The sequence below is a fragment of the Mycobacterium szulgai genome, from assembly GCF_002116635.1.
In the GTDB taxonomy this organism is placed as follows: Bacteria; Actinomycetota; Actinomycetes; order Mycobacteriales; family Mycobacteriaceae; genus Mycobacterium; species Mycobacterium szulgai.
In genome coordinates this window covers 1-14,316 of sequence record NZ_LQPW01000143.1, presented here as the reverse complement: position 1 = coordinate 14,316, position 14,316 = coordinate 1, and the positions used below count along the sequence as shown (strand labels likewise).

General features: G+C 65.1%; 11 protein-coding genes and 2 pseudogenes. 7 read left to right on the top strand and 6 right to left on the bottom strand.

All coding sequences use genetic code 11. The features are described from left to right. Positions 1 to 16: 16 nt before the first annotated feature. The 3 genes and pseudogenes from AWC27_RS32320 to AWC27_RS20335 all read left to right on the top strand — a co-directional run. A pseudogene (locus tag AWC27_RS32320) lies at positions 17 to 262 on the top strand (DNA-formamidopyrimidine glycosylase family protein); the annotation flags it as partial. A gap of 150 nt (positions 263 to 412) precedes the next feature. Further along, positions 413 to 880 (top strand): zinc finger domain-containing protein, encoded by a 468-nt coding sequence (locus tag AWC27_RS32315; RefSeq protein WP_245847354.1) that lies wholly within the window; start codon positions 413 to 415, stop codon positions 878 to 880. A gap of 29 nt (positions 881 to 909) precedes the next feature. Then, entirely contained in the window at positions 910 to 1,656 is a 747-nt protein-coding gene (locus AWC27_RS20335; RefSeq protein WP_085672137.1) for an SDR family oxidoreductase, read from the top strand. A gap of 43 nt (positions 1,657 to 1,699) precedes the next feature. Here the strand turns inward: AWC27_RS20335 and pgi are convergent, their stop codons facing one another. From pgi to AWC27_RS20320, 3 genes are all read right to left on the bottom strand, one after another. Next, complete coding sequence (gene pgi, locus AWC27_RS20330) at positions 1,700 to 3,364, bottom strand: glucose-6-phosphate isomerase (protein ID WP_085672136.1); 1,665 nt, start codon at positions 3,362 to 3,364, stop codon at positions 1,700 to 1,702. Positions 3,365 to 3,490: 126 nt separating this feature from the next. After that, on the bottom strand, positions 3,491 to 4,456 hold the full coding sequence (locus tag AWC27_RS20325; RefSeq protein ID WP_085672135.1) for an esterase family protein: 966 nt from the start codon (positions 4,454 to 4,456) through the stop codon (positions 3,491 to 3,493). Between the two features lie 62 nt (positions 4,457 to 4,518). Next, positions 4,519 to 4,833, bottom strand: a complete 315-nt coding sequence (locus AWC27_RS20320) for a chorismate mutase (protein WP_085672134.1) — start codon at positions 4,831 to 4,833, stop codon at positions 4,519 to 4,521. A gap of 295 nt (positions 4,834 to 5,128) precedes the next feature. Between AWC27_RS20320 and AWC27_RS20315 the strand changes: the two genes are divergently transcribed. Together AWC27_RS20315 and pcrA are read left to right on the top strand one after the other, a co-directional pair. Next, a complete protein-coding gene (locus tag AWC27_RS20315) occupies positions 5,129 to 7,129 on the top strand; it encodes a PPE family protein (protein WP_085672133.1) in 2,001 nt (666 codons plus the stop codon). An 84-nt stretch (positions 7,130 to 7,213) separates the two neighbouring features. After that, on the top strand, positions 7,214 to 9,526 hold the full coding sequence (pcrA, locus tag AWC27_RS20310) for a DNA helicase PcrA (protein ID WP_085672132.1): 2,313 nt from the start codon (positions 7,214 to 7,216) through the stop codon (positions 9,524 to 9,526). An 82-nt stretch (positions 9,527 to 9,608) separates the two neighbouring features. Here pcrA and AWC27_RS20305 read toward each other — a convergent pair whose 3' ends face one another. Both AWC27_RS20305 and AWC27_RS20300 read right to left on the bottom strand, forming a co-directional pair. Next, entirely contained in the window at positions 9,609 to 10,223 is a 615-nt protein-coding gene (locus AWC27_RS20305; protein ID WP_139837119.1) for a hypothetical protein, read from the bottom strand. A 3-nt stretch (positions 10,224 to 10,226) separates the two neighbouring features. Beyond that, positions 10,227 to 11,294: a M23 family metallopeptidase gene (locus AWC27_RS20300; protein WP_085672131.1), complete on the bottom strand. Its 1,068-nt coding sequence runs from the start codon at positions 11,292 to 11,294 to the stop codon at positions 10,227 to 10,229. 273 nt (positions 11,295 to 11,567) lie between these two features. On the opposite strand from AWC27_RS20300, the gene sucC reads away from it, so the two are divergent. Both sucC and sucD read left to right on the top strand, forming a co-directional pair. Continuing rightward, positions 11,568 to 12,731, top strand: coding sequence for an ADP-forming succinate--CoA ligase subunit beta (gene sucC, locus AWC27_RS20295; RefSeq protein WP_085672130.1), 1,164 nt, complete (start codon positions 11,568 to 11,570; stop codon positions 12,729 to 12,731). A gap of 19 nt (positions 12,732 to 12,750) precedes the next feature. Next, positions 12,751 to 13,653 carry a succinate--CoA ligase subunit alpha gene (gene sucD, locus AWC27_RS20290; protein WP_085672129.1) on the top strand — a complete coding sequence of 301 codons (903 nt, stop codon included), beginning with the start codon at positions 12,751 to 12,753 and terminating at the stop codon, positions 13,651 to 13,653. On the opposite strand, the pseudogene AWC27_RS31275 reads toward sucD, so the two are convergent. Continuing rightward, positions 13,650 to 14,316: pseudogene (locus AWC27_RS31275) on the bottom strand (PE family protein); the annotation flags it as partial. The gene sucD and the pseudogene AWC27_RS31275 overlap by 4 nt on opposite strands.

The following is a 14,316-nucleotide window of genomic DNA, read 5'->3' as shown; positions in this document are numbered from 1 at the left end:
TCGGCAGACTGGACGGGTGCCCGAACTCCCCGAGATCGAAGCGCTGGTCGATCACTTGCGGCGGCACGCCGTCGGCTTGCCGGTGGGCCGCGTCGACGTGGCCGCGCTGTCGGTGCTCAAAACCTTCGACCCGCCGATCAATGCCCTGCACGGGCAGGTCGTGGATGAGGCCCAGCGCTGGGGCAAGTACCTGGGGCTGCACGCCGGCGACCTGTTTCTGATCGCCCACCTCTCGCGCGCGGGCTGGCTGCGCTGGTCCGATCAGCTCGCGCCGGCGCCGCTGCGGCCCGGCAAGGGGCCGATCGCGCTGCGCGTGCACCTGGGCACCCCGGGCAGCGCACCGGGCTTCGACCTCACCGAAGCCGGAACCCAGAAGCGGCTGGCGGTGTGGCTGGTCGACGACCCGGCCAAGGTGCCGGGCATCGCCGCGCTTGGTCCGGATGCCCTGGATATCAGCGCCGACGACCTGGCCGGGCTATTGACCGGCAACACCGGCCGGATCAAGTCCGTCATCACCGACCAGAAGGTGATCGCCGGAATCGGCAACGCCTACAGCGACGAAATTCTGCATGTCGCCCGGCTGTCACCGTTCGCCACCGCCGGGAAGCTTTCGGAGAAACAACTGATCAGCCTCCACGACGCGATGGTGTCGGTTTTGACCGACGCGGTGACCAGGTCCGTCGGCCAGCAGGCCGCCACCCTCAAGGGGGAAAAGCGCTCAGGGCTGCGGGTGCATGCCCGCACCGGGCTGCCTTGCCCGGTCTGCGGCGACACCGTGCGCGAAGTGTCGTTCGCGGACAAGTCTTTTCAGTACTGCCCAACCTGTCAGACCGGCGGCAAGGTGCTGGCCGACCGGCGCATGTCGCGGCTGCTCAAGTAGTCGCCACGCTGCCTCGATATGCTGCCCGAGTGACTCGCCAGAAGATCCTCATCACCGGTGCAAGTTCCGGCCTGGGCGCCGGAATGGCCCGAGCCTTCGCCGCCAAAGGCCGCGACCTGGCGCTGTGCGCCCGTCGCACCGAGCGCCTCGACGAACTGAAAGCCGAACTGACACAACAATATCCAGATATCAAGGTCGCGGTGGCCGCGCTGGACGTCGACGACCACGACCAGGTGCCCAAGGTGTTCGCCGAATTGAGCGACGAGCTCGGCGGCGTCGACCGCATCATCGTCAATGCCGGCATCGGCAAGGGGGCGCGGCTGGGCTCGGGCAAGCTCTGGGCGAACAAGGCCACCATCGAGACGAACCTGGTGTCGGCGCTGGTGCAGATCGAGACGGCACTGGAGATGTTCCAGCAGAGCGGGTCCGGCCATTTGGTGCTGGTCTCCTCGGTACTCGGCAATAAAGGCGTGCCGGGAGTCAAAGCCGCTTATGCCGCAAGCAAAGCCGGGCTTAGTTCCTTGGGTGAATCCCTGCGCGCCGAATACGCCAAGGGTCCCATCAAGGTCACGGTGTTAGAGCCCGGCTACATCGAATCGGAGATGACGGCCAAGTCCGAGACCACAATGTTGATGGTGGACAACGAAACTGGCGTCAAGGCGCTCGTCGGCGCCATGGAGCGCGAGCCCGGGCGAGCCGTCGTGCCGTGGTGGCCGTGGGCGCCGCTGGTGCAGCTGATGCGGGTCCTCCCGCCCCCGCTGACCAAGTACTTCTAGTACCGCGAGCGTACATCTGCGCACGGTTCGCGCGCCCGAAAAGTCAGCTTGCGCGGCCTCTTTCGGTCCGGTAGCGACGTACCAGCGCGTCGGTAGAGCTGTCCGATTGCGGCTTGGGCGAATTGTCGCTGGTGATCACCGGCAGCAGCGCCTTGGCCTGCGTCTTGCCCAGCTCCACACCCCATTGGTCGAACGAGTCGATACCCCACACCACGCCCTCGGTGAACACCTGGTGCTCATACAAAGCAATCAGCTGGCCCAGCACCGACGGCGTAAGCCGGTTGGCCAGAATCGATGTCGACGGCCGATTGCCGGGCATCACCTTGTGTGGCACCACATCGGCGGGGGTGCCTTCTTCGGCGATCTCCTCGGCGGTCTTGCCGAACGCCAGCACTTGAGTCTGTGCGAAGAAGTTGCTCATCAACAGGTCGTGCATGCTGCCGGTGCCTTCGGCGGTCGCCAGGTCGTCGAGAGGTTCGCTGAACCCGATGAAGTCGGCCGGCACCAGCCGGGTGCCCTGATGCAGCAGTTGGTAGAAGGCATGCTGACCGTTGGTTCCCGGTTCGCCCCAAAAGATTTCGCCGGTGTCGGTGGTTACCGGTGTGCCGTCGGCGCGAGTGGACTTGCCGTTGGATTCCATGGTCAGCTGCTGCAGGTAGGCCGCGAAGCGGGCCAGATCGTTGGAGTAGGGCAGCACGGCACGTGATTGCGCATCAAAGAAATTGGAGTACCACAGGCCGATAAGGCCAAGCAGTGCAGGCGCATTGGACTCCAGCGGAGTCGTGCGGAAGTGCTCGTCGACGATGTGGAACCCAGATAGGAAGTCGCTGAACGCTTCTCGGCCGATGACCGCCATCACCGACAGCCCGATCGCCGAATCGACCGAATAGCGTCCGCCCACCCAATCCCAGAAGCCGAACATGTTGTCGGTGTTGATGCCGAATTCATCGACCAGGCGGCGGTTGGTGGAGACCGCGACGAAGTGCTTGGCCACCGCGGCATCGCCGAGTGCGCCGGTCAGCCAGCGGCGCGCGGCGGTGGCGTTGGTCAGCGTCTCCAGGGTGGAGAAGGTTTTCGAGGCGACGATGAAAAGCGTTGTAGCAGGCTCTAAGTCGGCAAGCGTGGCAACCAGGTCGGCGGGGTCGACATTGGACACGAAGCGCGCCGAGATTCCCGCGTCGGCGTAGTGCCGCAGCGCCTGGTACACCATCACCGGGCCAAGGTCGGACCCGCCGATGCCGATGTTGACCACGGTGCGGATCCGTTCCCCGGTGGCTCCGGTCCATGCGCCGCTGCGCAGCCGGTCGGTGAAGTCGCCCATCGCTTCCAGCACCTCGTGCACCTCTTTGACGACGTTGGTTCCGTCGACGGTCAATTCGGCGTCGCGGGGCAACCGCAGCGCGGTGTGCAGCACCGCGCGGTCCTCCGAGGTGTTGATGTGTACACCGGAGAACATCTCGTCGCGACGCTGTTCCAGGCCGGCTGCCCTGGCCAGATCGACTAGCAGCTTGAGGGTCTCCCTGGTGACACGGTGCTTGCTGTAGTCGATGTAGAGGTCGCCGACGGTGACCGTGAGTTCGCGCCCGCGAGCGGGGTCGTCGGCGAAGAACTGGCGCAGGTGGGTTTCTCCGATCTGGTTGTGATGCCTGCGCAGGGCGTCCCACGCCGGGGTGGCGGTGATGTCAGCGATGGATTGCTCGGAGGTCATGCCTCGACATTAATGCGGAGGCGCTGGCGCGGTGGCAGCCGTGAGCCAGGACAGCGGGCACCGAGCCTGCGAAATCGCCGGGCCTTACTCGTACATTGCCTGCAAAAGTGCAGCCTCGGCACTGGTTTAGGCCGCGCCCAAGGTGCGCTGTAGGTCAGGCAGCATGGCTTGGAGTTGTTGGCCCCAGTACGACCAGGTGTGGGTGCCGTTGTCGGGGAAGTTGAATACCCCGTTGCGCCCGCCCTTGGCTTGATACCGGCTCTGAAAAACCTTGTTGCTGATCCGCGTAGCGCTTTCCAGCAGGCTGGCGTCCAGCTTGGTGCCCAGGTCCGATTCCCCGCCGTTTCCGGTGTACACCCAGATGCGGGTGTTGTTGGCGATAAGGCTCTTCACATTGACGGTGGGGTCGTTAGCCGCCCACGCCGGGTCGGTGGGCGGCCCCCACATTGCCTCGGAGCGGAAACCACCGGCGCCTAGTTGCACAGCGCTGACCAACGATGGCCAGTTTCCGGCGGACAGGTTCAAAAAGCCCGACATCGACGCCGCATAGACGAAGTTCTGGGCATGTTTGGCCGCCAGGATCAGTGCCGCCGAGCCCGACATCGATGCGCCGACGACGGCGTTGCCGGTTGCGCTGATCCCCTTGTTGGCCGCCAGCCACTGCGGCAGCTCCTGGGCGAGAAAGGTCTCCCATTTGTACGTCGACACACCGTTATTGCCGATGGCCGGTTTGTACCAGTCGGAGTAGAAACTGGCCGTTCCACCGGTGGGCATTACCAGCGATAGCCCCGACGGCTCGAACCATTCGAACACCGGGAGGTGAATGTCCCAGCCGTTGAAGTCCTCTCGGGCGCGCATCCCGTCCAGCAGATACACCGCGTGGCTGCCGCCGCCTTGAAACTCCACCTTCACTTGGCGGTTCATCGAGGGTGAGGGGACCATCAGGTACTCGATCGGCAGACTGGTCCGTGACCACGCCGACGAGGTCGCCGAGCTTGTCGAGAGCCCGCACACCAGCGCGAGCAACATCGCCGCCGATACGAGCATCAGCCGGCGCAACGGCGAAGCCCCAGTTGCCACTGCCGTAACCATTTCCGGCGAAATTTACCTCAGCAAAGCCGAGATCGGCCGAAGGTCACGACGGTAGTAACCGTTTAGTGGCCGAGTCGTCCCCTGCCCAAGCGCAACAGCAGAATCGCCAGGTCCTTGCCGTCGGGCCCGAGCTCGCTGTAGCGCTCGATCACCTTCATCTCACGGCTGTGCACCAGGCGGGTGCCTCCGGACGCCATCCGGACCTTGCCGATCGCCTGGGATACCTCGACGCGGCGTTTGACCGCGGCCAGGATTTCGGCGTCCAACCGATCGATTTCTTCGCGTAACTCGTCGATATCGAGCTGTGGAGTATCGATTGTCTCGAGGTTCATTTCTGCTAACTCCGCGTTGTCGTGAGGTGGGGGTTCTGGTCTCATCCGGTTCGGGCCTCACACAAGAGACGAGCCCCGTATCCGGTAGCGGACCACGGGGCTCTGCGAAAGCAGCTACACCACGGGCACCGCTGGCCGGTACCCGTAAAAAAATCGGCGCTGCATGTTGAGCACCAATCGAGTGTGCCATCCTGCGCCGTGCCTGCGCAAAAAGATGCGCAAATCGCTCGTTCCAGCAAGCCAACTCGATTTGCCGAAAACGCACGTTTTCTCCGTCCCGATGGCCTTAGGCTTCCACTCGCTGGCACTCAGACAGGCCCGGTGAGGAAGGACGTTGTTCATGAACTTTTCGGTGTTGCCGCCAGAGATCAACTCTGTGCTGATGTTCTCCGGCGCGGGATCGGCCCCCATGGCGGAGGCGGCGGCGGCCTGGGAGGGACTGGCTGATGAGCTGGGTGCGGCGGCGGACTCATTCGGTTCGGTGACCTCGACGCTGGTGAGCCAGGCTTGGCAGGGCCAAGCGTCCGCGGCGATGGCGTCGGCGGCCGCTCCCTATGCGGGCTGGCTGAGTGCGGCGGCGGCGCACGCGGCGGGGACGGCTGGGCAGGCCCAGACGGTGGCCAGCGTGTTCGAAGCCGCGCGGGCGGCGACGATCCATCCGATCGCCGTGGCCGCCAACCGTTCTGGGTTTGTGCAGCTGGTCCTTTCGAACCTGTTCGGTCAAAACGCGCCGGCGATCGCGGCTGCCGAAGCCGTATACGAGGAGATGTGGGCTCAGGACGTCGCGGCGATGTTCGGCTACCACAGCGGAGCGTCGGCGGTGGCCGCGGCGCTGACCCCGTGGGAGCAGGTGGTGCAAGCCTTCCCGGCTCTGGGTGCTATCTCGGCCGTCAGCAATATCGGCACCGGGAACTTAGGTCTGGGCAACATCGGCAGTATCAACCTAGGGAGCGGCAATACCGGTAGCGCCAACTTCGGTAGCGGCAATAAGGGCTTGCTCAACTTCGGCAGCGGAAACGCCGCCGGCAATATCAACCTCGGCGACGGAAACACCGGCAGTTTCAACCTGGGTTCTGGAAACGTCGGTAGCAGCAACCTGGGCGGTGGCAACCGCGGCAGCGGAAACCTGGGCATCGGGAACTTCGGCAGCGGCAACACCGGCGGTGGAAACAGCGGCAGCGGCAATATCGGCAACGGGAATACCGGTAGCTACAACAGGGGCAGCGGCAACTTCGGCAGCTTCAATATCGGCTTCGGCAACGAAGGTAACCAGAACTTCGGCTTCGGCAACACGAACAACTTCAACATCGGCATCGGCAACAAAGGCCTGAGCAACCTCGGCTTCGGAAACCTCGGTAACAACAACATCGGCTTCGGGAACACCGGCAGCAACAACTTCGGGATTGGGCTCACCGGTAACAACCAGGTCGGGATCAACCTCGCCGGCCTGAACGGCGGCACCGGGAACGTCGGCCTGTTCAACTCCGGCAACAACAACGTCGGCTTCTTCAATTCGGGCAACGGAAACTGGGGCATCGGTAACTCCGGCAACTTCAATACCGGCTTCATGAACACGGGCGCCACCAATACCGGCTTCTGGAACACCGGCGACATCAACACCGGGTTCTCGAATACTGCCGACACCGGAGTCGGTTTCGCCAACTCCGGTCACGGCGACGTCGGCTTCTTCAATGCCGGCCACGACAACATGGGCTTCGGCAATGCGGGCAGCTTCTCGATGGGCGGACTCAACGGCGCATCCAGCGGCACCCTCGGCTTCGGCAACTCGGGCAACAGCAGCGTGGGCTACGGCAACTCCGGATTGGGTAATACCGGATTCGGAAACTCGGGTAATTTCAACACCGGCTGGGGCAATTCAGGCAACACGAATACCGGCTTCGGCAATGCCGGCGACGTCAATACGGGCTTCGGCAGCGCGACCGACACCGGCCTGACGAACTCCGGCTTCGGCAACACCGGTACCAATAATTCGGGCTGGAACAACAACGGAAACAACAACTCTGGCTTCCAGAACGTCGGCAACGACAGCGAAGGCTATGGAAATACCGGGAACCAGCAAACAGGTTTCCAGAACACGAACGGCAAGAACACCGGCTTCTTCAACTCCGGCACCAATGACGTGGGCATCTCGAACTCTGGCAACCTCAGCGTCGGCTATGGCAATGCCGGCACCGCGGGCAACGTGGGCTTCATGAATGTGGGCCTGGACAACGGCGGCTTCGGCCAGTCGGGCGACCACAATTCGGGCTTCTCCAATTCGGGTTCACACAGCTCGGGCGGATTCAACAAGGGAAATCAGCAATCGGGGTTCGGCAACTGATCTCGATCCACCGGTCGGCTGGTTAGCCGGACAACCCGCCTGGTCCGCCAGGTTGTCGGTGGTCGGCGGTAAGTTTGGACGGACATGAGTGTGCAAGCGACCGACTCCGACCAACTCCTCGAAGGTCTCAACCCTCAACAGCGCCAGGCGGTGGTGCATGAGGGTTCGCCGCTGCTGATCGTCGCGGGTGCGGGCTCGGGCAAGACGGCGGTGCTGACCCGGCGCATCGCGTATTTGATCGCCGACCGCGGCGTAGGGGTCGGGCAGATTCTGGCCATCACCTTCACCAATAAGGCCGCCGCCGAGATGCGTGAACGCGTGGTGAAGCTGGTCGGCGACCGGGCCCGGTACATGTGGGTGTCCACCTTCCACTCCACCTGTGTGCGCATCCTGCGCAATCAGGCATCGCTGATCGAAGGTCTCAACTCCAACTTCTCCATCTATGACGCCGACGATTCGCGGCGGCTGCTGCAGATGATCGGCCGGGACATGGGCCTGGACATCAAGCGTTATTCGCCGCGGCTGTTGGCCAATGCGATTTCCAACCTGAAGAACGAGTTGATCGACCCGCACCAGGCCGTGTCCGACCTCACCGACGAATCCGACGATCTGGCGCGCACCGTCGCCTCCGTCTACGGCGAATACCAGCGGCGGCTGCGCGCGGCCAACGCACTGGACTTCGACGACCTCATCGGCGAGACGGTCGCGGTGCTGCAGACCTTCCCGCAGATCGCTCAGTACTACCGGCGGCGCTTCCGGCATGTGCTCGTCGACGAATACCAGGACACCAACCACGCGCAGTATGTGCTGGTGCGGGAATTGGTGGGCCGCGGCAGCGAATCGGCAGATGACGTGCCGCCCGGGGAGTTGTGCGTCGTCGGCGACGCCGATCAGTCGATCTATGCGTTTCGCGGCGCCACGATCCGCAATATCGAGGACTTCGAACGCGACTACCCCGACGCCACAACCATTCTGCTGGAACAGAATTACCGCTCGACGCAGAACATCCTGTCGGCGGCCAACTCGGTGATCGCCCGCAACTCCGGGCGCCGGGAGAAGCGGCTGTGGACCGACGCTGGAGAAGGCGAGCTGATCGTCGGCTACGTCGCCGACAACGAGCACGACGAGGCGCGGTTCGTCGCCGAAGAGATCGACGCGCTGGCCGAGCGCGGCGACATCACCTACAACGACGTGGCCGTCTTCTATCGCACCAACAACTCCTCGCGGTCGCTGGAAGAGGTGTTCATCCGGGCCGGCATTCCCTACAAAGTCGTCGGGGGAGTGCGCTTTTACGAACGCAAGGAGATCCGCGACATCGTCGCCTACCTGCGGGTGCTGGACAACCCCGGCGACGCGGTCAGCATGCGGCGCATCCTGAACACGCCGCGGCGTGGCATCGGCGACCGGGCCGAGGCGTGTGTGGCGGTGTACGCCGAGAACACCGGTGCCAGCTTCTCCGATGCGTTGCTGGCCGCAGCTCAGGGCAAGGTCCCGATGCTGAATTCCCGTGCCGAGAAAGCGATTTCGAGTTTCGTCGAGCTGCTGGATGAATTAAGGGGCCACCTCGACGAAGACCTCGGCGAGCTCGTCGAAGCGGTGCTGGAACGCAGCGGATACCGCCGCGAGCTGGAATCCTCCACCGACCCGCAGGAGCTGGCGCGGCTGGACAACCTCAACGAACTCGTCAGCGTCGCACACGAATTCAGCATCGACCTGGCCTTGCAAATTAAAGAAGCTGAGGCGATGACACCCGAGAACGAAGACGTGCCGGACACCGGTGTGCTGGCGGCGTTTCTGGAGCGGGTGTCGCTGGTCGCCGATACCGACGAGATACCCGAGCACGCCGCCGGTGTGGTCACGTTGATGACATTGCACACCGCGAAGGGTCTGGAGTTCCCGGTGGTGTTCGTAACCGGTTGGGAGGACGGCATGTTCCCGCACATGCGGGCGCTCGACGATCCCACCGAGCTGTCCGAGGAGCGGCGGCTGGCCTACGTCGGCATCACCCGGGCCCGGCAACGGCTGTATGTGAGTAGGGCGATTGTCCGTTCGTCTTGGGGCCAGCCGATGCTGAATCCGGAATCCCGGTTCCTGCGCGAGATTCCGCAGCAGCTCATCGACTGGCGGCGCCTGGCGCCCAAGCCGTCGTTCAGCGCGCCGGTGAGCGGCGCCGGCCGGTTCGGGAGCACGCCCCGCCCGTCACCGACTCGCTCCGGAGCGGGCAAGCGTCCGCTGCTGGTCTTGCAGCCCGGCGACCGCGTCACGCACGACAAGTACGGCCTGGGCCGCGTCGAGGAGGTCTCCGGCATGGGCGAATCAGCGATGTCGCTGATCGACTTCGGCAGCTCGGGCCGGGTCAAGCTGATGCACAACCACGCCCCGGTCAGCAAGCTCTAGCCGGCTCGCCGAACGTGTACTCACTGCGAAAAAATCGCGAATTGTTCGCAGTGAGAACACGTTCGGCGACGGGGGTCGGACCCTAATCGCCCCACAACACCCAGCGCTTGGTCTGCGGGTGCAGCGCCAGCAGCACGCTGGCGATGGGCAGCACCGGTAGCGTGTGCACGATCCACCCGACGCGGGCGCCCGCGATGAACACGCCGCCATAGGTCAGCACCGCCACCACCGCACCCGCCGCGATCAGGTAGCGCCCGACGGGACGCCGCAGCAGCAGCGTGATCACCCCGGAGACCGTCGCTATCGCGAAGACCAGGGCGAGAAACCCGACGGCCACGCAGAATAACCGGTCGGTACGCCACCAGCCGGCGATCAGGTCGGTGGCCACCACCGAGGTGGCCCAGCCGCTGACGATGCTGACGGCGCAAGCGGCGACGGCCGTGCGGGAACTCGGCTCCAGCAGCGACGTACTCGGCAGCCGGTTCGCGCGGATGGTCGCATCTTGCGGTGGTAGGCCACGCCCGCCGGGCAGCTGGGTGGTCTCAGAAGCGGACACGGCCGGCAGCGGTCCGGTCGGCGCGCGACGGATGATCCGCGTCCGGGGTTCGGGGGGCATCCGGGGTTCTGGGGGCAGCGCCTTCCCGGCTTCAGGCTCGGGCGGATTCTCGCGCGCAGGGGGGTCGTTCGGCGCCGTCACCGGTTAGCCGGCGTAATTCCCGACGAAGAGTCCCCGTTTGGCCAGCCACGGCACGGGATCGATGCGCTCGCTGCCGCCCAGCAGTACTTCGAAGTGCAGGTGGGGGCCGGTGGAATTGCCTCGGTTGCCCATGGTGGCGATCTGGTCGCCGGCCATCACGCGCTGCCCGACGCTGACCAGCGTGGTGTTGACGTGGCCGTAGAGGGTGACCGTGCCGTCGGCGTGCAGCAGCTTGACCCACATTCCGTAACCCGCGGTGGGACCGGCGTCGATCACGACACCGTCGGACACCGCAAGGATCGGCGTCCCGATCGAGTTGGCCAGGTCGATACCGGCGTGCAGCACACCCCAGCGGTATCCGAAATTCGAGGTGAAGATGCCTTTGGTGGGCATGACATAGAGCGGCTGCTGCAGGCGTGCCTCACGCTGGGCGCGCTCCTGGGCGAAGGCCACGCCTCGCGCCAACTCCTCGTTGTGCACTGCGACATCCGCCGCCGGCTGGGAGGCGATCACCTGGACACCGCGCGGCGCGTTGGCGCCCGAACCGCCGTTGAGCGCCGACGCGTTCGCGGTCAGTACGGTCTCGGTCCTGGGGGCGTCCGAGTGGTGGGTCACGCTGTGCGCTGCCGCGGCGGCCGCGCCGGCGGCCATGGCCGAGATCAGCAGGCGTCCCTTGGCCGCGCTGGTCGGCTGCTTGCGGTGCTGTCCAGCACGGCGGGGGAGGGGAATGACGTTGGTGATCTCCACGTCCGAACCGTCGGGACCGGCGGGACCGGCACCGGGGACCGTCAGAACCAGCACCTCGGTGGGCGCGGTGAGGTCAAAGGGCGTCGGATCGTCGGCCTCGCTGAGGTCGTCGAGTTCTGGAGCGTTTAGCAGCTCGGCTTCGTAATCGAAGGTGTACTCGTCACCGAAATCCAGCTCATCGAGGTCGGCGAGTTCCAGATCGTCGAATTCCTCGAAATCCAGTGCAATGATTTCGGTGACTTCATTGCGGTGATGGTGCAACCAACGATCGCGGGGTGCGCGAGCCGAACCAACGGCGGAGCGGGCGAATCGGTGCTGGGACAACCTGAATGTCCTCGGATCGTGACCATAACGTTATCTGGACCCTGAGCACGGTATCGGTTGACGGCTCGAACTGGCAACCTCGGTATGGAATCTCGCCAATAATGTGACTTGGATCACGTTTCAACCGAATGAACGTTCGATGACCTGCGCCACACGGGTGGATGCGAACGCTGAGTCGTTTTCCCGCCTCGATACAGTTCCTCCGTGCGAGTTGCCCAATCCGGCAGCGCTTACCTACTGGCCTAGCAACAAGTCGACGAAGACAGTGAGCCCATGGACCTTTTCGAGTACCAAGCCAAGGAATTGTTCGCCAAGCACGGTGTGCCCGGCACTCAGGGCCGAGTGACCGACACCGCGGAGGGGGCAAAGGCCATAGCCACCGAGATCGGTGCACCGGTGATGGTCAAAGCCCAGGTCAAGACGGGCGGCCGGGGCAAGGCGGGCGGCGTGAAATACGCGGCGACGCCCGAAGAGGCCTACGAGCACGCCAAGAACATCCTGGGCCTGGACATCAAGGGCCACATCGTGAAGAAGTTGCTGGTCGCCGAGGCCAGCGACATCGCCGAGGAGTATTACCTGTCTTTCCTGCTCGACCGGGCCAACCGCACCTACCTGGCGATGTGCTCGGTGGAGGGCGGCATGGAGATCGAAGAGGTGGCCGCCACCAAGCCGGACCGGCTGGCCAAGGTTCCGGTGAATGCCGTCACGGGTGTCGACCTGGCGTTCGCGCGGTCCATCGCCGAGCAGGGCCACCTGCCGGCCGAGGTGCTCGACGCCGCCGCGGTCACCATCGAGAAGTTGTGGGGGGTGTTCGTCGGCGAGGACGCGACCTTGGTCGAGGTCAACCCCTTGGTGCGCACCCCTGACGACAAGATCTTGGCGCTGGACGGCAAGGTCACCCTGGATGCCAACGCCGACTTCCGGCAGCCGGGTCACGCCGAGTTCGAGGACCGCGCGGCCACCGACCCGCTCGAGCTCAAGGCCAAGGAGCACGACCTCAACTACGTCAAGCTCGACGGTGCGGTCGGCATCATCGGCAACGGCGCGGGCCTGGTGATGTCGACGCTGGACGTCGTGGCTTACGCCGGTGAGAAGCACGGCGGCGTCAAACCCGCCAACTTCCTGGACATCGGCGGCGGCGCCTCGGCTGAGGTGATGGCCGCCGGGCTGGACGTGATCTTGAGCGACCCGCAGGTCAAGAGCGTGTTCGTGAACGTCTTCGGCGGCATCACCGCGTGCGACGCGGTCGCCACCGGCATCGTCAAGGCGCTGGAAATCCTTGGCGACGAGGCGAACAAGCCACTGGTGGTGCGTCTCGACGGCAATAACGTCGACGAAGGCCGGCGAATCCTGGCCGAAGCCAATCACCCATTGGTGACGTTGGTACCGACGATGGACGAGGCCGCCGATAAGGCCGCCGAGCTGGCGAGCGCCTGAGATAAGGAGACAAGACCCCATGGCTATCTTCTTGACCAAAGACAACAAGGTCATCGTTCAGGGCATCACCGGTAGCGAGGCCACCGTCCACACCGCTCGGATGCTCAAGGCGGGCACCCAGATCGTCGGGGGCGTCAACGCGCGCAAGGCCGGTACCACGGTTACCCACGAGGACAAGGGCGGCAGGATCGTCAAGCTGCCGGTGTTCGGCGGCGTCGCCGAGGCGATGGAGAAGACCGGTGCCGACGTGTCGATCGCGTTCGTGCCGCCCAAGTTCGCCAAGGATGCGATCATCGAGGCCGTCGACGCCGAGATTCCGCTGCTGGTCGTCATCACCGAGGGAATCCCGGTGCAGGACACCGCATATGCGTGGGCCTACAACCTGAACAAGGGCGGCAAGACCCGCATCATCGGCCCCAACTGCCCGGGCATCATCAGCCCCGGCCAGGCGCTGGTCGGTATTACGCCGGCCAACATCAGCGGTCCCGGTCCGGTGGGGCTGGTGTCCAAGTCCGGCACGCTGACCTACCAAATGATGTACGAGCTACGCGATTTCGGGTTCACTACCTCGATCGGTATCGGCGGCGACCCGGTGATCGGCACCACCCACATCGACGCAATCGAGGCCTTCGAGAAAGACCCCGACACCAAGCTGATCGTCATGATCGGCGAGATCGGCGGTGATGCCGAAGAGCGAGCGGCGGAGTTCATCAAGGCCAACGTGTCCAAGCCAGTCGTCGGTTATGTCGCGGGATTCACTGCGCCGGAAGGCAAGACGATGGGTCACGCGGGTGCCATCGTGTCCGGGTCATCGGGTACGGCGGCCGCCAAGAAGGAGGCGCTGGAGGCCGCGGGCGTCAAGGTCGGCAAGACTCCGTCCGCAACGGCGGCGCTGGCCCGGGAGATCCTGAAGACTCTCTAGCCGGGTGTGACGCCGCTGCGGCCGTTCGGACCGAACACCAAGTAGCCACCGAAGCCGCCGGGCGCGCCGATGCCCGGGGTGGCTCCGATGCCGCCGTTGCCGCCGGCGCCACCGATGCCGAAGAAGATGCCGCCGTAGCCGCCCTGGCCGCCGTTACCGCCGAACGCCAGGTCGGACGCACCGAAGCCATTGCCCCCGGCGCCGCCGAGCCCGAACAGGATGCCGCCGAGGCCACCCAGCCCGCCGACCCCGCCATGGCCGCCGGTCTGGGCGGCCCCGCCGGCACCTCCGGCGCCGCCGATGCCGAAGATGGCGCCGCCGTCGCCGCCGTACCCGCCCGGCCCACCATGCCCGGCGGTCAGCGACGCCCCGCCGGCCCCGCCGTTGCCGCCGAAACCGAAGAGCTGGCCGGCGCCGCTTCCGCCGGTGCCGCCCTGACCGCCAATGTTGTTGATGCCGGGCGCGGCGCCGCCGGCACCGCCGTCGGCGCCCGTGCTGATCAGGTTGAACAGGAGGTTGCCGCTGCCGCCAGTCCCGCCTATGCCCGCGATCCCAACGGTGTTGTTGGTCGCGCCGCCGGCGCCGCCGGTGCCGCCCAGGCCGAAGAGCAGACCGAGGCCGTCGCCGCCCTGGCCGCCCCAGCCGGCAACGCCGCCGATCCCG